The sequence below is a fragment of the Boudabousia tangfeifanii genome (assembly GCF_001856685.1).
Classification (GTDB): Bacteria; Actinomycetota; Actinomycetes; order Actinomycetales; family Actinomycetaceae; genus Boudabousia; species Boudabousia tangfeifanii.
In genome coordinates, this window is record NZ_CP017812.1 from 1663948 (window position 1) to 1684391 (window position 20444).

At 55.0% G+C, this 20444-nt stretch carries 18 protein-coding genes; 7 read left to right on the top strand and 11 right to left on the bottom strand.

Going from position 1 to position 20444, the window contains the following annotated elements; all coding sequences use genetic code 11:
* The first annotated feature begins 19 nt into the window (after positions 1-19).
* On the top strand, positions 20-310 hold the full coding sequence (locus BK816_RS06840) for a WXG100 family type VII secretion target (protein ID WP_071164501.1): 291 nt from the start codon (positions 20-22) through the stop codon (positions 308-310).
* Positions 311-641: 331 nt separating this feature from the next.
* Here the strand turns inward: BK816_RS06840 and groL are convergent, their stop codons facing one another.
* Together groL and BK816_RS06850 are read right to left on the bottom strand one after the other, a co-directional pair.
* Positions 642-2267, bottom strand: a complete 1626-nt coding sequence (groL, locus tag BK816_RS06845; RefSeq protein WP_071164502.1) for a chaperonin GroEL — start codon at positions 2265-2267, stop codon at positions 642-644.
* 220 nt (positions 2268-2487) lie between these two features.
* Positions 2488-3111: a LytR C-terminal domain-containing protein gene (locus BK816_RS06850; protein WP_071164503.1), complete on the bottom strand. Its 624-nt coding sequence runs from the start codon at positions 3109-3111 to the stop codon at positions 2488-2490.
* A gap of 82 nt (positions 3112-3193) precedes the next feature.
* Here BK816_RS06850 and BK816_RS06855 point away from each other — a divergent pair, with 82 nt between their 5' ends.
* Positions 3194-3868, top strand: a complete 675-nt coding sequence (locus BK816_RS06855; RefSeq protein ID WP_071164504.1) for a uracil-DNA glycosylase — start codon at positions 3194-3196, stop codon at positions 3866-3868.
* Positions 3865-5376: a GDSL-type esterase/lipase family protein gene (locus BK816_RS06860; protein ID WP_071164505.1), complete on the top strand. Its 1512-nt coding sequence runs from the start codon at positions 3865-3867 to the stop codon at positions 5374-5376. Before BK816_RS06855 ends, BK816_RS06860 begins: the two co-directional genes overlap by 4 nt.
* A 6-nt stretch (positions 5377-5382) precedes the next feature.
* Here the strand turns inward: BK816_RS06860 and modB are convergent, their stop codons facing one another.
* From modB to BK816_RS06900, 8 genes are read right to left on the bottom strand one after another with little or no spacing between them, the layout of a single operon-like run.
* Complete coding sequence (gene modB / locus BK816_RS06865) at positions 5383-6996, bottom strand: molybdate ABC transporter permease subunit (RefSeq protein WP_071164506.1); 1614 nt, start codon at positions 6994-6996, stop codon at positions 5383-5385.
* A 48-nt stretch (positions 6997-7044) separates the two neighbouring features.
* Entirely contained in the window at positions 7045-7830 is a 786-nt protein-coding gene (modA, locus tag BK816_RS06870; RefSeq protein WP_156982002.1) for a molybdate ABC transporter substrate-binding protein, read from the bottom strand.
* Entirely contained in the window at positions 7817-8596 is a 780-nt protein-coding gene (locus tag BK816_RS06875; RefSeq protein WP_071164507.1) for a helix-turn-helix domain-containing protein, read from the bottom strand. The genes modA and BK816_RS06875 overlap by 14 nt, the downstream gene beginning before the upstream one ends.
* A 53-nt stretch (positions 8597-8649) precedes the next feature.
* A complete protein-coding gene (narI, locus tag BK816_RS06880; RefSeq protein WP_236842313.1) occupies positions 8650-9423 on the bottom strand; it encodes a respiratory nitrate reductase subunit gamma in 774 nt (257 codons plus the stop codon).
* 2 nt (positions 9424-9425) lie between these two features.
* On the bottom strand, positions 9426-10103 hold the full coding sequence (gene narJ, locus BK816_RS06885; protein ID WP_083379133.1) for a nitrate reductase molybdenum cofactor assembly chaperone: 678 nt from the start codon (positions 10101-10103) through the stop codon (positions 9426-9428).
* A 2-nt stretch (positions 10104-10105) separates the two neighbouring features.
* Positions 10106-11710: a nitrate reductase subunit beta gene (gene narH / locus BK816_RS06890; protein WP_071164509.1), complete on the bottom strand. Its 1605-nt coding sequence runs from the start codon at positions 11708-11710 to the stop codon at positions 10106-10108.
* On the bottom strand, positions 11710-15423 hold the full coding sequence (locus tag BK816_RS06895; RefSeq protein ID WP_071164510.1) for a nitrate reductase subunit alpha: 3714 nt from the start codon (positions 15421-15423) through the stop codon (positions 11710-11712). The genes narH and BK816_RS06895 overlap by 1 nt, the downstream gene beginning before the upstream one ends.
* Before the next feature lie 35 nt (positions 15424-15458).
* Positions 15459-16790 (bottom strand): nitrate/nitrite transporter, encoded by a 1332-nt coding sequence (locus BK816_RS06900; RefSeq protein WP_071164511.1) that lies wholly within the window; start codon positions 16788-16790, stop codon positions 15459-15461.
* A 235-nt stretch (positions 16791-17025) separates the two neighbouring features.
* On the opposite strand from BK816_RS06900, the gene BK816_RS06910 reads away from it, so the two are divergent.
* From BK816_RS06910 to BK816_RS06920, 3 genes are all read left to right on the top strand, one after another.
* Positions 17026-17550 (top strand): MogA/MoaB family molybdenum cofactor biosynthesis protein, encoded by a 525-nt coding sequence (locus BK816_RS06910; protein WP_071164513.1) that lies wholly within the window; start codon positions 17026-17028, stop codon positions 17548-17550.
* 98 nt (positions 17551-17648) lie between these two features.
* Positions 17649-18695 (top strand): GTP 3',8-cyclase MoaA, encoded by a 1047-nt coding sequence (gene moaA / locus BK816_RS06915; protein ID WP_071164514.1) that lies wholly within the window; start codon positions 17649-17651, stop codon positions 18693-18695.
* A 60-nt stretch (positions 18696-18755) separates the two neighbouring features.
* A complete protein-coding gene (locus BK816_RS06920; protein ID WP_071164515.1) occupies positions 18756-19019 on the top strand; it encodes a ubiquitin family protein in 264 nt (87 codons plus the stop codon).
* Between the two features lie 94 nt (positions 19020-19113).
* On the opposite strand, the gene BK816_RS06925 is transcribed toward BK816_RS06920, so the two are convergent.
* The gene (locus BK816_RS06925) at positions 19114-19554 is read right to left on the bottom strand and encodes a molybdenum cofactor biosynthesis protein MoaE (RefSeq protein ID WP_236842314.1); all 441 of its coding nucleotides are present in this window, start codon (positions 19552-19554) and stop codon (positions 19114-19116) included.
* Positions 19555-19631: 77 nt separating this feature from the next.
* On the opposite strand from BK816_RS06925, the gene BK816_RS06930 reads away from it, so the two are divergent.
* On the top strand, positions 19632-20414 hold the full coding sequence (locus BK816_RS06930; protein WP_071164517.1) for a HesA/MoeB/ThiF family protein: 783 nt from the start codon (positions 19632-19634) through the stop codon (positions 20412-20414).
* The last annotated feature ends 30 nt before the right edge of the window (positions 20415-20444 follow it).

A 20444-nucleotide genomic window follows, 5' to 3' on the forward strand; every position in this document is an offset into this window, starting at 1 on the left:
ACTTAGCGAAAGGATCCTGATGACAACTTTTCAAGTAGATGCCAGCCAAATTAGTGCTGCTGGGGCAAACGCAGCAGCCACTGGGAATCGGATTAGAAGTGAAGTTGCTGGTATGCTGGCGCAACTTCACGCCTTAGAAGGTAACTGGCAAGGCGCCGCACAAATCTCTTTCAATCAGTGCGTAAATGAATGGCAAGCAGTTCAAGCTCAAGTAGATACTGCGTTGGAATCGCTAAGCCAGCGGCTATTGTTCGCTTCGCAAACCTATCAGCAAGCTGAAACGCAAGCACAAGCACTATTTGCTCACTAGCAGGGCCTGTATGCCCAAGTAAAAGAGTTGCGCTAGCGAGTAAGTCTTTTTAACGCTAACTCTTAGGGACTTGCCTACCGGTAAAAGAGATATTCGCTCTAGGTACGGCACTACCCAAAGCAATAGCTGATACCCACAAACTAAGCTCAAGTTGAAAAAATAAAGTAGACGAGGGTAGCTTCAGCTTTTGGGCATCATGATTTATTCGCTTTCGCGCACACTTCGCAAACAATCTGCATCTTAAAATACGACCTGAGGGACAAAAAGGGTGGGGCTAAGGATTTCTCCTTAGCCCCACCCTTTTAGGTTTAGCTAGCTACTAAGCTCAGGCTCAGTACATGCCACCCATGCCACCCATGTCACCTTCAGGTGCAGCTGGTGCCGGTGGTTCTGGCTTATCAGCAACCACAGCTTCGGTGGTCAAGAACAGACCAGCGATGGAGGCAGCGTTCTGAAGTGCAGAACGAGTTACCTTAACTGGGTCGGCGATGCCGGCTTCGAGCAAGTTAACGTACTCGCCAGTGGCAGCGTTAAGGCCTTCACCAGCAGGTAGGTTCTTAACCTTATCGGCAACTACGCCTGGCTCCATGCCAGCGTTGGTAGCAATCTGCTTGAGTGGAGCTTCGATCGCGGTGCGTACCAAAGCCACACCGGTTGCTTCGTCGCCTTCCAAGGTAACGCCGTCAAGGACCTTAGCGGCCTGGATTAGAGCAACGCCACCACCAGCGACGATGCCTTCTTCCTTAGCAGCCTTAGCGTTACGCACGGCATCTTCGATGCGGTGCTTGCGTTCCTTGAGTTCAACTTCGGTAGCAGCACCGGACTTGATGACGGCAACGCCACCGGATAGCTTAGCGAGGCGTTCCTGTAGCTTTTCGCGATCGTAGTCGGAATCGGACTTTTCGATTTCGGCCTTGATCTGTGCAACGCGGCCTTCGAGCTGTTCCTTGGAGCCAGCGCCATCAACGATGGTGGTTTCGTCCTTGGTGACAACGACCTTGCGGGCGCGGCCTAGTAGTTCAAGGTCAGCGTTCTCAAGGGAGAGGCCAACGGTTTCGGAGATAACCTGGCCACCGGTCAAGATAGCCATATCCTGCAACATAGCCTTACGACGATCGCCGAAGCCTGGAGCCTTAACGGCAACGGACTTGAAGGTGCCGCGAATCTTGTTAACTACCAAGGTAGCAAGTGCTTCGCCCTCGATGTCTTCAGCGATGATGGCCAGTGGCTTGCCGGTCTGCATGACCTTTTCAAGCAATGGAAGAACGTCCTTGACGTTCGAGATCTTGGATTCGACCAAGAGGACGTAAGCGTCTTCGAGGACTGCTTCCTGACGCTCTGCATCGGTAACGAAGTATGGGGACAAGAAGCCCTTGTCGAAGCGCATACCTTCAGTGGTTTCCAAGGTGGTGTCGAAGGAGTTGGTTTCTTCAACAGTGATTACGCCAGCATCACCAACGGTGTCCATGGCCTGGGCAATCAAAGCACCGATTTCTGGGTCGGCTGCAGAGATCGAAGCAGTAGCTGCGATTTCTTCCTTGGTTTCGATTTCCTTGGCGTCGGATAGCAGCTGCTTGACGACAGATTCCACGGCGACGTTGATGCCACGCTTTAGCGCGATTGGGTTGGCGCCAGCAGCGACGTTGCGGAGACCTTCCTTAACGAGGGCCTGAGCCAAAACGGTTGCGGTGGTAGTACCGTCACCAGCGACATCGTCAGTCTTCTTGGCAACTTCCTTAACTAGTTCCGCACCAATCTTCTCGAATGGGTCTTCCAGATCGATTTCCTTAGCAATGGAGACACCGTCGTTGGTGATGGTGGGGGCGCCCCACTTCTTGTCCAAAACGACGTTACGACCCTTTGGGCCCAAGGTGACCTTGACGGTATCCGCCAATAGGTTCAACCCGCGTTCCATGCCACGACGTGCTTCTTCGTCAAAAGCAATAATTTTTGCCATTGTGATTATTCCCTCCGCTATGCGGTGTCAGTGGTTCCGCCATGCCCGCGACGGACGGTAGCTAGTGGAGCGTTCATTTCCCACTCCGCTAAATACCTCATATTGGAACCGATTGGTTATCACTCATAGGCTTTGAGTGCTAACGTCAAGTTTGGCACTCTCCACCTAAGAGTGCAAATCACTGCGGGACACCTCACCTGATGGCGAACAGGGAATAAAACTACTCTTGGTAATCCTTACGCAAGAGGACGACAACGGTCTGCTTATCCTGCGCGGTGTTATCGAACTTAACGTCCTTGATTCCCAAGGTTTCTGCCACCTTTTCAGCGGCAGGCTTGAGAGCCTCATCCGGGTAATAAACAACTGAAGTCTGCGATGCCCAACCATTAGCATTGGTAGCTTCTGGAGCTTTGTAACCGGCTTCTTCCAGCTTCTTAGCGGTACGGCCAGCCAAACCGGCAACCTTCGCACCATTTAGCACCTGAATCTTGACATCAGCCTTGTTAGGCTCTGGGCTCTTCTGCCCCTCTTCACCTTCAGGCGTGCCGAGGTTTTCACCTGGCTCGTTAGTGTCTGGTGGTGCTGGCGCTTCTTCAGTTTCCCCTTCGCCCTCGGCGGTAGAAACTTCGGTAGTGGTAGCTGCCGGTGGTTTTGAAGCAGATTCGTCAGAAGATCCGCCCGCGGTCATTAGATACATGGCACCCCAAGCTAAGACTGGGACCGCTACGATCACAATCAAAAATGGGACTAGCCAACGCCACCAAGGCTCAGGGGCCCGGTGAACTCCACGTGGTGCAGAATCAATTACCTTGTCAAACTCATCTGGTTCATATTGCGTACTCACGTCACCAGACTAGAGGAAAACTTTGCTATTGGCGCTTTAAGCCCTAGGTGTGTCTAAGTTAGAAAGGCATTAAACTAACCTCATGGCTGATTTTCCTCCCTTAACTTTGGACCAAATGGCACCCGATTGGGCACAAGCAATGGCTCCGCAAGCTCCCTTGCTTGCCCGGATTAATCAAGAGCTTGCCCAGCTTCCTCAGCCTTTCCTGCCCACCCCAGAGAATGTTTTTAATGCCTTTTGCTACCCGATGAGTGAAGTGAAAGTCTTGATCTTGGGACAAGATCCCTATCCCACACCTGGAGATGCCATGGGGCTGTCTTTCTCAGTCTCTCCAACTTCTGCCCTGCCTCGTTCCTTGCGAAACATTTATCGTGAGCTCGAGGACGACCTGGGGATTCCGCCCGCGACTAATGGCGATCTAAGGCCTTGGTGTCAACAAGGCGTTATGCTCCTCAACCGAGTTCTAACCGTTACCCCGGGAGAGCCAGCCTCACACCAAAAGCTTGGCTGGGAAGAGTTCACTGCCGCTGCGATTAGCGCACTAGTTGCGCGACAAAAACCGCTAGTAGCCATCCTTTGGGGCAAAGCTGCCCAGAGTGCTACCCCGCTACTTGGCCAAACACCAATTATTGCCAGTGCACACCCTTCTCCCCTTTCTGCCTCTCGCGGTTTCTTTGGCTCAAAGCCTTTTAGCCGCGCTAATGCTGCCTTGGTAGCACAAGGACAAACCGAAATCGATTGGAGACTACCGGCATGACTCCCCGCAATCAAAAACCTCTTGATTTAAGTCAAATTGGCACTTATGTAGCCATTGGCGACTCCTTTTCCGAAGGGATGTGCGATCCCTACCCCAACGGGGAATATCGGGGCTGGACTGATCGCCTTGCCGGGAAACTGAGCTACTTGCGGGTAGAAGCTGGCCTTTGCAAACTCAAGTACGCCAACTTGGCGATTCGTGGTCGGCTAATCAAACCGATTTTGGCTGAACAATTTGGCGCCGCCCTCGAAATGAAACCCGACTTACTATCACTAGTTGGGGGCGGGAATGATCTACTTCGTCCTGGCTCTGACCCAGATACCGTTGCCGATGGACTGGAGAAGGCGGTGCGGATTGCTACCCAGCGCGGCATTAAGGTGCTACTTGCGACCTCTTCAAACTCGCGCGATGGCGGTCTAATTGCCAAAACTCGCGGCCCTAATGGCATTCTCAATAGCTACATTTGGTCGATTGCTTCCCGCTATGGCTGTGCCGTTTTGGACCTGTGGGGTATGCAGGCTTTGCGGACATGGCCAGCTTGGGCCCCAGATCGCATCCATTTGACTCCCGCTGGCCACGAGCTGGTTGCGCGGGCCGCCCTCGACGCCCTCGGTCTGCCGATTGTAACCGTGGGCGACCGAGAAAACTGGGGCGGGGTGGATTTGCCGACCGAGGGCGCTCCGTGGGAAATCGTGCCCGCTGGCTGGCAGGAAGTAAACAAGAGTTTGTCGGACAATGTGGAATGGGCTCGCAATGACTTCTGGCCTTGGATTGTACGACATGCCAAAGGTCGTTCCTCGGGCGATGGACGTACCCCGAAATGGCCGAGCCTAACCAGTGTTCCCGCGGAAGGTTTGAGCGAACCGCTACAAACTTCTTGGGCTGAAAGTAGCCATGATTTCAATGAGCTGGCCAAAGTTTGGGACCAAGCGGATCATCGTCAGCGTCGCGCTGAACAAGTCGCTCAAGCTATGAAGGATTCACTACCAGCAGGTGGTTCCATCTGGGAATTTGGGGCCGGCACTGGACTGCTCGGTTTCAACCTGCTCCCCCACGGCAATGAACTGGTGTTGACCGATGCCGCAGCTGGCATGTGTGAACAGGCTAAAGCAAAGGCCGAACAGCACCCTCAGGGTTCGAAGGTTCGCGTAGAGCAGCTTTCGTTGGGCACCGAGGCAGACGATGCCGGCGTAGCCAAGTTCGCCGGACAGGCTGATCGAGTAGTTAGCTTGTTGGCCATGCACCATCTTGATTCTATCCCCACTCTATTGCGTCAGGTTAATACTTTGTTGGCGCCTGGTGGTTACTTGGCTCTTTCCGACCTCGATGAGGAAGATGGCAGCTACCATGCCCCTAAGCAAGTGCCGCATAATGGCTTCAATCGGGACCAGTTGACCGAGGATTTACAAGCTGCTGGCTTTGGCGAGATCAAGTTCCAGACAGTGTATGAGCATGAAAAGCGCGGTCGCCTCTACACCATGTTTTTGGTGACAGCCAAGAAGCTCTGAAGCCCGCTAGGACCAAACCACTGCTAGTTTGGCCTTTTGCGGGTCATCTCCCAACAGACCAAGCAGGGCATCGGGCTCTCCGCGGCGATACACCTTGCCCTGCTTGAGTACTACCATCCAGTGGGCTAGTTCTAAAACGTCTTGGGAGTGGTGGGTTACCAGGACGGTCGTGGCTTTAAGGGCAGCCAAAACTTCCTTCAATAGCTGGCGAGCTTGCTTGGCTGCATCCTCATCCAAAGCTGACAGAGGTTCATCCAACAGCACGATTTCGGGGGCACCAGCTGCTAGCCTCGCGATGGCAACTCGTTGCTTTTCGCCCCCAGATAGTTGGCTGGGGTATCGCTTTGCCAAATGGGAAGTGCCCACGGCGGCCAACGCTTGAGCCGCGCGTTCCGCACGTGCTGCTCGGTTCAGGTTCGGGTGGCTAAAGCGAAGTGCGAACTCGATGTTGGTTTGGTTGGTAAAGTGTGGGAAAAGCACAGGTTTCTGCTCTAGAATACCCACTTTTTTCAAGCCGAGGTCGACTTGCCCATCATAGCCAAGGGTGCCAGATAGAACCGAGAGCAGGGTGGACTTACCTGAGCCATTTGGGCCGACTAGCGCGGTTGTTTGCCCCGCAGGGAAGGTGGTATCGATTGTTACCTTGCGTTCTGGCACTTGAGCTTGCACCCTGATTTGGGGGCCGGTCTTGCTATCGGCTAGTTTTTCCGCTAACTGCCGGACAGCTTCGGTTTGGGCAGCGAGCTTGACAGTATCGGATTCAGGGTTAGCAGGTCGTTTATCTCGATGCTCTTCGGTTTGCCATTTCGCGGACTTGCCGATGAACTGCGCGAAAACGGCCAAAGCAATCGCCAGAATGATTAGCACCAAGGAAAGAGCTAAGGCTTGCCCGGTATCGTCCTCGCGAAGTAAATAAATATCGAGCGGAATCGTGCGAGTGACCCCTTGTAAGGAGCCGGCGAAAGTTAGGGTCGCTCCGAACTCACCGAGGGCGCGAGCAAAAGCCAAGGCAGCCGCGGAAGCTAGGGCGGGGCGCACCAACGGCATCGTAATTTGCCAAAAAATGGTGTTGGAAGGCGCCCCTAGGATGCGTGCTTGCCGTTCGTATTTGTGCCCGCTAGCACGCAGAGCCGATTCGAAAGAGGCAAAGAAAAATGGCAGAGAAATGAAAGTTTGCGCAATCACTACCGCGACCGAGGTGAAAGCGATACGCCAACCAAACAGATCGAGATATTGGCCAAGGAGCCCGTAACGACCCCAAGTTTGCAGTAGGACGAGGCCGGCCACCACGGGCGGCAACACCATCGGCAGGCGCAATACCCCGCGAGTGAGACGGGCCAGCTTTGCCTGCCAGGGACCGTACTGGTCTTCTCTAGAGCACCACAGGGAGAGCGGAGCTCCAAAAATCACACAAAGTAGGGTGGCAACTGAACAGGTCCAGACTGAAAGCCAAAGCGCGTCGATCGAGGCGGGAGCCGTAATTAGCTCCCCGATTTCGAGCCAAGGTAGACGCCATAGCAGCGCCCAGATTGGGATTACTAGAAAGAGAACGGCGATGGCTGCGAATGGATACATCCAGTTCGGAATCGCCCGGTGAGTTTTCGGTTCGTGCCTAGTCACTCGTTTCTCCTTGCCAGTTTTGGCTTTCAGTCTGACCTATTGGTTAGCTCAGGGCTTCATGAAGCCGGCTTTTTCCAAGAGGGCTTGGCCAGCTTCGGACTGAACTGCCGCGAGGAAGTCAGCGGCCAACTTGGCCTGCTTCGAATCCTTCACGACTGCGATTGGGTACTTGTTGACGATCTTGTCCGCTGCCGGAACGTCAATAACCTCTACGTTCTTGGCGGAAGCAGCATCGGTCTTGTAGACCAAGCCGGCGTCAGCGTCACCGGATTCAACCTTGGCGCGGACGTCAGTAACCTTATTTTCTTCCGAGGCCGGGTGCAGGGTGACACCGGCAGCTTCTTCTAGCTTCTTGGTGGCCGAACCGCAAGGAACGCGTTCTTGGCAAACGACCAAGCGAGCCTTATCGAGGGAGGCATCCAAACCGGTGACCTTTGCTGGGTTGCCCTTCGGCACAATCAAAGTCAGGGTGTTAGCAGTGAAGTCTTCCGGAGTATCGACGAGTTCGGACTCGATGGCCTTCTTCATTACCTTCTGGTTAGCGGTGGCCAAAACGTCTGCAGGTGCCCCCGCCTTCAACTGGTCGAACAAAGTCGAAGAACCTTCGAAAGCGAACTTTACTTCTACGTTTGGATGGTCCTTGGCAAAAACTTCATCATTGATTTGCTGGAAGACCTGGTGCAAGGAGGCAGCCGCAAACACAGTTAGCGTAGCTTTCTCGCCCTCGGGACTGGTAGCAGTGGAGTTAGCTGAAGTACCACTGGAACCACAAGCTGATAGTGGAGCAGCTAGGGCCACGATGCTGGCCGCAGCCAGACCTTTACGCAAGTTCATTTACAAGTTCCTTCCTAGGTAATCCCGGCATGGTTAAAGCCGAGGCCGTAGTCGTGTTGTCATGCAACTGCAGTATACAGTTATGTTGTTGCGGATTTGCAATTAAAGTGGCCCTAATCCTACCATGTGAGACGACTTTCAAAATCTCGTCGATCAAACCCCAGTGTAGATTCAACTGGTAAAGATCGACTTCTTCTCCCTGATCCCAAACTGGACAGGTAAGCAAGACCATTTCGCGCGGTTTACTGGTGCTGCGCGCGGTAAAACCAAGTGATGAAAGGAAGACTCGCACTTTGGTTAAATGCAGTTCTAGCTGCATCCGAGGCGAGTCGGGATCAAATTGTGCGTGAGTAGGAAGAGTGTGCGCGGCAAAGAGCTCTTGGGCCCACTCGCGACCAAAATCTTCAGCCAATTCTTGAATTTCGATACCGCGGCGCACCAGCACCTTCCGGACAGCGGAAGAGCGGAAACGTGCCAAGTTATCGAGAGATTCGAAAGAGGCTGGGATTGAGGGTTCGTATAACCAGGTGGGACGTCCTCGTCCCCCCGTTTTTTCGGCAGTACGTTTTACTTGACCATTTTCGACTAAGACTTCTAGGTGGTCACGTAAAGAGTTGGGGTGAATATCAGTTAGCTCGGAAAGCTTACTAATGGTAATCGGACGCAGTTCTGATGAAAGTACATTAAGCACTTGATACTGCGTGGGTGTTAATGAAGCCAATTGCCGCATTGCCGAGGCTGCGGAATTGATTACCGTTTCAGTCATTCCTGTTCCTTAAACCAAAAGGCTTATTGCTGATATTCACCCCAACTTTGGGATCACGCCCCAGAAGGACGAGCTCCCCCAGTGTAATAGTCATCGCTAGAGTGGTCTACTTTCTTCCAACCGCGTGCAGGCTTAGCAGCACCAGTGGCTGCTTCGCGCGAACGGTACACCACGTATGGACGGGTGGGGTAACCGATCGGAGCGGAAAGCACGTGTACGAGGCGAGTGAAAGGCCAAACCGCGAAGAGCAGTAGGCCGGCAATGACGTGCAACTTGAAAGTCAATGGCACGTTTGCCATGAGCGCAGGATCTGGCTGGAAGTAAAAGATCGAGCGGAACCATGGGCCAATGGTTTCACGATAGTCGTAGCCGCCAGCTTCCCCAAATACCTGGTTAACCAAGGTAGCGGTGGTGCCCAAGCAGATGGCAATGAGCAACATGATGTACATGAAAACGTCGTTGCGGCTGGTGGATAGACGTACCGACTTGATAACGAAGCGACGGTAGAGCAAGCCGATTAGACCGAGGACGGTCATCAAAGCAGCCACCGAACCACCGATGGTAGCCACGAGGTGGTAGGAATGCTCGCTAATCCCGAGGGCGTTAGTCATTGCCTTGGGGAAAACCAAACCCATGACGTGTCCCAAACCGACAAAGATAATGCCGAGGTGGAACAGCGGGGAGGATAGGCGTAGTAGCTTCGATTCGTAAATCTGGCTGGAGCGCGAAGTCCAACCGTACTGGTCAGTCTTCCAGCGCCAGATCATGCCCCCAATCAACAGGGCGAAGGAAATGTAGGGTAGGGCTACCCATAAGAAAAAGTCCATTTTCATACTCCAGGGATTGAGGTCGGGAAGGGAAGCTCGCCGGTCCCGACGAGTTCGGCTGGCGGTCCTTGACGAATGAGCTTTTGGTAGAGCTCCATGGTTTCGTCGGGGATGGGGCCAAGCACAGCACACACGTTTTCCACGAGGGCGGTCCACGGTGAAGAGAGCTGTCCGAGGGCGGCTCGCAACACTTCAAGACCTTCACGGTATGCCGGCAAAAGTGCCTGTACTGCCGGATCGTCGGAGCGTGCGCTTAGTTCCAAAACAATGGGCAGATAGTCGGGTAGTTCAGAACCGGTTAGTTCGAAGCCCGCCGCTTTGAGCAACTCTTGGAAAGTGAGTAGAGCTGCCCCACGGGTACGGGTATCCCCTACCGCGTAGTAGGTCAAGTAGGGGGCGCAGCGTCGTTTTTGGTCGAAGGTTTCCACGTAGGCGGATTCGACCTCGGTGCGGGTTTGACCCTGCGCCCAGTCGCAGAAAGCGACGAAACGGTCGGCTAGTGCCAACGGCAATTCGTCAATGCTTTCGCGAACGGTGGCTAGCCGCTGCTCGAAATCCTCACCGGGATAGTCGAGCAGCAGGCTGGCCGCCATGTAAACAATGGTGCGCTGGCTATCCGTCACCTCTACGGGAGGTACCGGCTGAGCTGGTGCGCGACGTACAAAGTTAACCTGACTCATGGTTACTTCCTTGTACGCAAGGTGAGGAAGACCTTTTGGTTGCTACCTTCGCCGATGCCACAGCCGGCGCCACATTCGGCGGGGGCGCCGCGGCCTGGGCCGAGGTCGGCTAGGTTGGCAGCGTTCGGGAAGACGCCAGCATCCTTGAATTCGGCGTATGGTTCGTAGTTTCCTTCGCCGCGTAGTTCCTTGATGCCGCGTGGCTCTTCTGGGTGCGAGGTCGGAATCACGTAACGGTCGTCGTACTTGGCAATGGCCAAGAGACGGTACATGGCTTCTACCTCTTCGCCGCTCATGCCGACAGCTGCCGCGATTTCTTCATCGCCTTGGCCTTCGACTCGAACGGAACGCATGTAAGAGCGCATGGCCGCAAGGCGTCGAAGCGACTTCTCCACAGGAGCGGTGTCACCAGCGGTGAACAGGCCTGCCAGGTATTCCATTGGGATACGCATCTGGGAGATGGCCGTGAGCAAGACGCGGTGGTCTTCGCCATCGGATCCAGCCTGAGAAACGGCCTCGACCACTGGCGACAATGGCGGGATGTACCAAACCATTGGCATTGTGCGGTACTCGGGGTGCAATGGGAGCGCCACCTTGTACTTGTGGATTAGGTCGTAAACCGGGGACTGCTGTGCGGCCTCGATGAAGGAGTTTGGCACGCCATCGGCTAGTGCCTGGGAAACTACCTCAGGATCGTATGGGTCTAGCAGCAAGTCACACTGTGCTGGGTAGAGATCCCACTCGTTTTCCACGCTGGCAGCTTCTTGTACCTTGTCGGCATCGTAAAGTAGCACGCCGAGGTAGCGGAGGCGACCAACGCAGGTTTCGGAACAAATGGTGGGTTCGCCGGCCTCGATACGGGGGTAGCAGAAGGTACATTTTTCTGCCTTGCCCGAATCGTGGTTGAAGTAAACTTTCTTGTAAGGGCAACCGGAAACACACATGCGCCAACCGCGGCAAGCATCCTGATCGACGAGGACGATGCCATCTTCGGTGCGCTTGTACATGGCGCCCGAAGGGCAGGAGGAAACACAAGTTGGGTTCAAGCAGTGCTCACAAATACGTGGCAAGTAGAACATGAAGGTTTCTTCGATCTGAGTCTTTACCTTCAGGTTCATCTGCGAAAGAACCGGGTCCTCGTGCATGGTTTCTGCCGAACCACCGAGGTCGTCATCCCAGTTTGGACCCCAGGAGATGGTGTCCATGTGTTCGCCAGTGAGCTGCGACTTAGCGCGAGCAACTGGTAGCGACTTCGAGTCCTTCGGGGCCGAGAGTAGCTTTTCGTACTCGTAGGTCCAGGGCTCGTAGTAGTCGTCAATCTCTGGCAAGTTCGGGTTTGCGAAGATCTGAGTGAGCTTCTTGAGGCGACCGCCAGCCTTTGGCTTTAGCTTGCCGCTCGAGGTACGAACCCAGCCACCCTGCCATTTTTCTTGGTCTTCCCAACGTTGTGGGTAGCCCACACCTGGGCGGGTTTCAACGTTGTTGAACCACATGTACTCGGTGCCTTCACGGTTGGTCCAGGCTTGTTTACAAGTCACTGAACAGGTGTGGCACCCGATGCACTTGTCGAGGTTCATGACCATCGCGATTTGTGCCATGATTTTCATCAGAATTGCACCTCCTGGCTACGGCGACGGATGACCGTAACTTCGTCTCGTTGGTTACCGGTGGGGCCAATGTAGTTGAACGCGTAGTTGAACTGGCCGTAGCCACCGATTAGGTGGGAAGGCTTAAGGAAAATACGGGTTAGCGAGTTGTGGGTACCACCGCGCTTACCGGTAGATTCGTTGAGTGGCGTGTTCATGGTTCGCTCTTGGGCGTGGTGCATGAACACGGTGCCTTCTGGCATACGGTGCGAGACCACTGCACGAGCGGAAACTACACCGTTACGGTTAGCAACTTCGATCCATTCGTTGTCGCGGACGCCAATCTTTTCGGCGTCCTTGATGGACATCCAGACGGTTTGGCCACCGCGGCCAAGGGTCAGCATGTGCAAGTTATCGAAGTACTGGGAGTGGATTGCCCACTTGTTGTGTACGGTCAGGTAACGAACAGCAACTTCAGTTTGGCCTTGCCCATTGGTGCCGACGGTGCCTGGGGCTGCTTCCCCGTAAAGGTGGAAGAGGTCCAATGGCGGACGGAAGACTGGCAAGGTTTCGCCCATGCCCTTCATCCAGTCGTGGTCGAGGAAGAAGTGCTGGCGACCGGTCAAGGTGTGCCATGGCTTTTCGCGTTCGACGTTAATGACGAAGGCGGAGTAGCGGCGACCACCGTGTTCCGAACCGGACCATTCTGGGCTGGTGACGATCGACATCGGCTTTTCTTGGACATCGCGGAAGGTAATCCGGACGTCTTCGGAGGAAGCCGAAAGGTCGCGAGTTTGAGTACCAGTGCGTTCATCTAGACGGGTGAAACCTTGGGTCGCAAGGCGACCGTTGGTAGTACCCGACAAACGCAGCATCATTTCTGCGGCCTTCTTGTCGGTATCGATTGCTGGGCGTGGGCCGAGGGCGGTTGGAACCGTACCGTTGACCTTGCCGAGGTGTGCGATTTCCTGATCTGGGCTGAACAAGATGCCCTTGGTGCCCATGCCGACCTTTTCAGGTAGTGGGCCAATGGCGTTGTACTTTTCCAAGATCTTGGTGTAGTCGCGCTCAACCTGGACGATCTTTGGCATGTTGACGCCTGGTACCCAACCGCATTCAGAGCGATCGAGGACGTGGGCGCCTGGGCCGGAGATTTCGTCCGGGGTATCGTGCGAGAGCGGTACCGAGATAACGTCCTGACGGACACCCAAGTGATCCTTGGCGAAGTCCGAAACGAGGGCGGATAGGTCTTGGAACAGCTTGAAGTCGGTGCGAGCTTCCCACGGCGGGTTGATGGCCGCGTTGAAGGAGTGCACGTAGGGGTGCATATCGGTCGACGACAAGTCGTACTTTTCGTACCAAGTCGCTGCCGGCAAGACAATGTCAGAGAACAAGGTGGTGGAGGTGTTGCGGAAGTCCGCGGTCACCATTAGATCCAGCTTGCCCTGTGGTGCTTCTTCTCGCCAGGTCATCTTCTTGGGACGTGCGCCCTCGGGCAATTCTTCGGCCTGCACGTCGGAGTCTGCACCGATCATGTGACGGAGGAAGAATTCGGTGCCCTTTGCGGACGAACCGAGGAGGTTGGTACGCCAGTTGAAGAGGATCTTCGGCTGGTTCTGGATGGCATCAGGGTCTTCACAAGCGAACTTGAGTCGTCCTGCTGCGAGTTCTTCGGAGACGTACTGGCCGGCTGGCTTACCAGCGGCAGCAGCGTCCTCGCCGAGCTGCAAGGAGGAACGATCGAAGGCCGGGTAGGAAGGCATCCAGCCGCGCTGGGAAGCTTCGACCAAGGTGTCAGCTGCGGTGAGGTCGCCGAAGACTTCACCGGCGCGAGGGCCACCGAGGCGGTCGGCGCGAACGCCGTCGTAACGCCATTGATCGGTGGTGAAGTACCAGAAACCGGTCGCAATCATTTGACGTGGTGGGCGTACCCAGTCGAGGGCGAAGGAGTACTGCGCCCAACCGGTCATTGGACGGACCTTTTCCTGACCCACATAGTGAGCCCAACCGCCACCGTTAACACCCTGGGTGCCACACATGGTGGTCAGCGCCAGCATGGTGCGGTAGATGGTGTCAGCGTGGTAGTAGTGGTTCACGCCGGCACCCATGATGATCATGGAACGACCGTTGGTTTCTTCCGCGTTCTTAGCGAAATCGCGGGCGATACGGATGATGGCGTTGGCTGGAACACCGGTGAGTTCTTCGGCCCAAGCTGGGGTGCCGGGCTGGCTGGCATCCTCGTAGCTGGTGGGCCATTCGCCGGGGAGGCCTTCGCGGGCCACACCGTAGTTGGCTAGCAAGAGGTCGTAAACGGTGGTGACTAGTTTGTCCCCAACGCGCTGAACAGGCACGCCACGCAAGACGGTACCTGCGCCGACCGGACCAGTTTCAGTTGCCTGGCCAGGAAGGTCGAAACGAGGCAGAGCCACAGTGGCCGTTTCGTGTCCGCCGGTTTCGAACAAGCTCAAGACTGGGTCAATCCCGTCTAGCTTGAGGTTCCACTTACCCTTACCGGCTTCGCCGTAACGGTCAGCGAGGGTACCGCCTGGATCCTTGACCTGACCATCGGCATCCCATACGAGCAGACGCTGCTTAGCGTTTTCGCTGTTACGCAAGGAGGCGTAGGTGCCGTCCTCGGGTAGGTCTGCGGCGGTGAGGAAGTTGCCGGGGGCGAGGTGGTCACCTTCGGGTTCAAGAGTCAACAAGAATGGGGAATCCGAGTACTTCTGCAGGTACTTGAGGAAGTACGGGGTCTGCTTTTCAGTGTGGAATTCCTTGAGGATGACGTGGCCCATGGCCTGGGCGAGGGCGCCGTCGGTGCCTGGGTTGACGCGTAGCCATTCGTCCGCGAACTTGGTGTTGTCGGCATAGTCTGGCGAGACAACGACGACCTTCTGTCCGTGGTAACGAGCTTCGGTCATGAAGTGTGCGTCTGGGGTACGGGTCAACGGAACGTTGGAACCCCACATGATGAGGTAGTCGGAGTTGAACCAGTCGCCCGATTCTGGCACGTCGGTCTGGTCACCGAAGACCTGTGGCGAGGCCACTGGAAGGTCGGCGTACCAGTCGTAGAAGGAGAGGTTAACGCCACCGATTAGCTGGAGGTAACGGGAACCTGCACCGAAGCTGACCATGGACATTGCTGGGAGCACGGTGAAGCCAGCAATGCGGTCAGGGCCGTATTCCTTAATGGTGGAGACGTTGGCGGCTGCCACGATTTCCATGGCTTCGTCCCAGGTGGTGCGAACCATGCCGCCGCGGCCACGAGCCGACTTGTAGGCCTTGACGATCTGGGGATCATCTTGGATGGCCTTCCAAGCCTCTACTGGGTCGCCGAGTTCGGCTTTCTTCTGCCGGTAGGCGTGAAGCAAAACGGAACGAACGTAGGGGTAACGAATACGAGTTGGTGAGTATTCGTACCAGCTGAAGGCGGCACCACGAGGGCAACCGCGTGGTTCGTAGTCTGGTAGATCTGGGCCGGTGCTGGGGTAGTCGGTTTCTTGGGATTCCCAGGTGATTACGCCATCTTTGACGTAAACCTTCCAGGAGCAGGAACCGGTGCAGTTCACACCGTGGGTCGAGCGGACGACCTTGTCGTAGCTGTAGCGCTGACGGTAGAAGGTGTCTGCGGAGCGACCGCCGTCTAGGAAGATGGCGCGGGAGTCATTGGAGACTTCTCCCCCGCGGAGCCACGACCCTAGCGCCAGTAGCTTTGAAGATTTTGCTTCACTCATGTTTACCTCAACTTTGTGGTTTACGAATAAGTGGCTCAGCCTGGGAACGGAGCGTTCGGGCGAGCGTAGTAGATCCAGGTCAAAACGGTGCAGAGCAAGAAGAATGCTGCCGAACCGAAGAAGAATGCCTGAGCATCAAGACCGGAGAGGGCCACACCCACGAAGAATGGGCCGAAGGAAGCGATAGCAGAGGTCCAGCCGATGACGCCGCCAGCCTGGCGAGGAGGAAGAATCATTGGCATCTGCTTGAAGGTGCCGGCGTTACCCACACCGGAGAAGAAGAACATGCCGAGCATGGCGAAGAGGAATGGCCAGAAGTCGGACACGCTGGTTGGGTGTAGGTAAAGGGCGGCGATGAAGGTAGTGATGGTCATGCCGATACCGGAAACTAGGGTCCAGATTGCCCCGCCGAAGCGGTCACAGAGTGGGCCGAAAGCGGCGCGCATGGCGGAGCCGATTAGTGGGCCGAGGAAGGCGAAGGTCAAACCCTTTGGTAGGTCGGCTGCCGGAACAGTGCCAGCGAAGTCAGAAGCAGCACCGAAGGTGTTGTTGATTAGGAGGGCGAACTGGGCGGAGAAGCCGGAGAAAGCACCGAAGGTCATCACGTAAATCAGGGTCATGATCCAGGTGTTCTTGTTGCCGAAGATATCGATCTGCTGCTTGAAGTTTGCCTTGATCGGCACGTCCTTTAGGTACATGAAAGCAAGGACGGCAGCCAAGATGGTCCATGGGACGAAGAAGAGGGCGATGTTGGCAACGTAAACGTCACCGGCGTCGGTGCTGACTGGAGCAACCATGCCGAGGCCGAAAAGGCCGGCACCCATTACCCAAGGGCCGAGAAGCTGAACGAGGGAGACACCGAAGTTACCGATACCTGCCTGCAAGCCGAGGGCGGTTCCCTGCTGAGACTTGGGGAAGAAGTAACCGGTGGATGGCATGTAGCCGGCGAAGGAACCGCCGCCGATACCGGTCATGGCTGCTAGTGCGAGCAACCACCAGTATGGGGTGGCGGTGTTCTGTACGGCGAAGAACCAGCCAACCATTGGGATTAGGAAGAGGAGGGAGGACCAGCCGACAAGTTTACGGGTACCGATGATCGGTGGCATAAACATGTAGATGAGTCGCATGAGGCCGCCGGAGAGGCCTGGGATAGCAGCCAACCAGTAAAGCTGGGTCTTAGATAGGTCGAAACCAATCTGGTTCAGCTTAGGGGCGATAGCCGAAACTAGGAACCATACGCAGAAGGCGATGGTGAGCGAGAAGGTGGAAATCCACAGGGTGCGCCAAGCAATTTTCTTGTCCCAGTTTTCTTCCTTGCTGGGGTCCCATCCTTGTAGGACGCGACCGGAAGTGTCCAGCTGAGCCATTTTATTCCTCCAAAATTAAGTAGGCGTAGATCTGCCAAGTTAGGTTGATGTTTATGAGATTATTTAACACGGATTTTTTCGTGAAAATATTTGTTCTCTTTTTTACCCTGTTATTTCAACGAAAAATCGGGGCGTTTTTTATTTTCTGTTTTCTTTTTTTGAAAATACTGGTGTCACTTAATAATTTTCCCGCTAGGATGAGAGTTGTAGTTTTTCGGTTTTTTAAGGAGCCAAAATGAAGATTAAAGAAAAGCAATTTCATCGTTTGCCTGAACCGGTAAAGGGTGCGGTGATTACCGTTTCTGATCGTTGCCATCGGGGTACTCGGGAAGATAAATCGGGCCCGCTCGCAGTAGAGATGTTGGCTGAATATGATGTCATTTGCCCTGCCCCAACTGTGATTCCTGACGAGATCGATTTGATTCAACAGGCGATTAAGGATGCGATTGCCATGGGTGCACGGGTTGTCTTAACCACGGGTGGCACTGGCGTAACTCCGCGGGATTTGACGCCTGAAGCGACCGCTCCCCTGTTGGTCGCCCAGCTGCCAGGCCTGGCTGAACAGGTTCGCAATTACGGTTTGGCAAAGACTCCGCTGGCGGGCTTGTCTCGCGGTTTGGTTGGGGTGACTTCGCGGGAAGCCGATGGGGTTTTGGTGATTAACGCTCCAGGTTCTAGTGGTGGTGTTCGCGACACCGTGGACGTCCTCGGCCCACTAGTTCCACATGTTTTGGAACAACTTGGTGGCGGCGATCATTAAGCCTCGTCACATCAACTATTTTTCACGACTATTGCCGTGTAAAATGTTGCTGGTTTAATGAGCCCTAACGCCAGGTCGTTTGCGGCTGGTGATTTTGATTGAAACAGAAAGGGCAGTCCTTGCAGCTGACGGATAAATACGGGCGAGTCGCGACAGATCTTCGCGTCTCGTTAACCGACCGTTGCAACTTGCGCTGTACCTACTGTATGCCAGCTGAAGGCTTGGATTGGACCGCCAAAGAAGAGATCCTAACCGATGAGGAAATTCTTCGGCTCCTTAATATTGCGGTCAATACCTTGGGGATCACTAAGATTCGTTTTACTGGCGGTGAGCCGTTACTTCGTCGCTCTTTGGTGACATTGGTAGCTGAAGCGGCGAAGCTTTCGGGTCCAAATGGGCGGCCAGAGCTGAGCTTGACTACAAATGCTTTGGGTTTGGATAAGCAGGCCGAGCAGTTGGCACAGGCTGGTTTGGATCGGGTCAACATTTCTTTGGATTCGGTTGATCGGCAAACTTATGCGCGTTTGGCTCGTCGTGATCGTTTGCCTGATGTTTTGAAGGGCATTGCTGCCGCTAAAGCAGCTGGTTTAACTCCCATCAAGATCAATACTGTGGCGATGAAGGACCAGAATCTGACTCAGGCTGAGCAGCTTCTGACTTTCTGTCTCGAACATGGCTACCAGTTGCGTTTTATTGAACACATGCCTTTGGGGCCGCGCCACACTTGGGATCTGTCGAAGGTGGCGACTGCTGCCGAAATTATTGAGATTTTGGAAACGAAGTACCAGTTGCGTCCTCGGCCTAATCGGGGTTCTGCACCGGCAGAACTTTGGGATGTTTTCCCAAGGGAAGCAATCGACCTCGATGGTATGGAACCACTGGGGTCAGTGGGCATTATTGCTTCGGTAACGCGCCCGTTCTGCGGGGATTGTGATCGTACTCGTTTGACCGCTGATGGCAGTTTGCGTTCTTGTTTGTTCTCGCTCGAAGAGTTTTCTTTACGTGATTTGATGCGCGGTGGGGCGAGTGACGAGGAACTAGCGACGGCTTGGGCGCAAACTATGTGGCAAAAGCCGGCTGGGCATGGGATTCACGAAGTCGGTTTCGAACCGCCCAAGCGCACCATGTCTGCGATCGGCGGTTAGTCTTTCCGTTCCTTCGGTTTTTTCACGTTTTATTTTTAAGCTATTTGTTTTGGAGGTGCGATGACTGATTTGAGTCTAAAAGTTCGTTATTTTGCGGGGGCGGCTGCGGCTGCGGGTACCTCGGAACAGGTGCTTGAAGTTAGTGGTGAGTCGACTCTTGCCGAGGTCGTAACCCGTCTGGGCGAGGATAACCCGGATTTGGCGCGCGTCCTTTCGGTGGCGTCTTTCCTTTCTGAGGGCCAGCCGGTTTCGGATCGGCAGTTGCCTTTGGCGCAACTTCCGGCCCCGCAGTTGGATGTGCTTCCACCTTTTGCTGGCGGCTAATCGTGAGCTTTTCGCCCTCGGCTGGCCATAAACGAAAGCCACCTGCCCATGCTTACTTTGCATGTTTGACAGGTGGCTCTAGTGCTTTTTTGCCCTATGGACAGTTGGACCATTCGTGGCTGCCGTCGGGGAAATGTTGGCATTTCCAGATGGGCACGCGCGATTTAACTTCGTCGACAATGTCGGCGAGGGCCTGGAAGGCGGCTTGGCGGTGCGGGGCAGAAACGGCAGCGACTAGTGCGGCGTCCCCGATTTGGAGAGTGCCGACGCGGTGTGCCACCCACACGGCGCAGAGTTCGTCGCGGGCGGCGATTTCGGCAGCGATCTGTTTGATTTCGGCCTCGGCTGTGGGGTGCATGGAATATTCCAAGAAGGTTACTTCGTCCCCGTGGTCGTGGTTGCGCACCTGCCCGAAGAAAGTGGCGATTGCCCCGGCGCGCGGATCATTGACCGCGGCCGTGGCGGCGTCTAGGTCGAGGGGCTGATCGCTGATGGTTGCCTCACGTACTTTTGCTGCGATTTCGGCGTTGGTCACCGGCATCATCCCTTCTAGACTTGTTTGCTATTTTTAGTAACTGCACTATCTTAACCATCATTTTGAAAGAGAAGCGAATGTCCGCAAATATCACATCATCGTGTGCTAACCCGCTTGAGATTCGTCCTCGCGACCTTAGAAATGTCCTGTTGGAGGGTTTTGGCGAGGAAGGTCAACGCGCGCTATATCAGGCAAAGGTCTTGGTGGTTGGGGCTGGCGGTCTGGGTTCTCCGGTCTTGACTTACTTGGCTGCGGCTGGGGTGGGGCATTTGGGAATCTGTGAATTTGATGTGATTGAAGAATCAAATTTGCAGCGTCAGTTCTTGCACCCTTATGAGCGTTTGGGCCAGGGTAAGGCGGAGTCTGCGCGGGAGACTTTGCAGGCTTTTGCCCCAGACCTGTCGGTAGATCTTTTGGGTAAGTTTCCTTTGCTGGCCGAGGGCGAGACTCTGGATAATTCTTGGATAGAGCGTTTGTCCTCGTACCAGTTGATTGTGGATGCGGCCGACAATTTTGAAACCAAGTACTCGATTTCTCGGGCTTGCGAGCAACTGGGGGTGCCGCATGTGTGGGGTTCGATTGTGGGCTGGGATTTTTCGGTTAGTGTTTTTACTCCGGCCCAGGGTAAGGGTTTGCGTGCTTTGTTTCCTGCGATCCCCCCGGCGGGTTCCACTCCGACGGGTGCCGCCAATGGCGTCTTGGGGGCAGCTTGCGGTCAAGCTGGTGGTGTCATGGCTGGTGAGGTGGTGAAGTTTTTGACTGGCGCGGGCGAACTTTTGACTGGACAGGTGTTGCTGGTCGATACGCTGCGTAACTCTTGGCAGACGGTTCCTTTTGTGCCGCTAGTGGACTCCAAGTAGCCGGTGAGGGCATAGAATAACAAGTGTTGG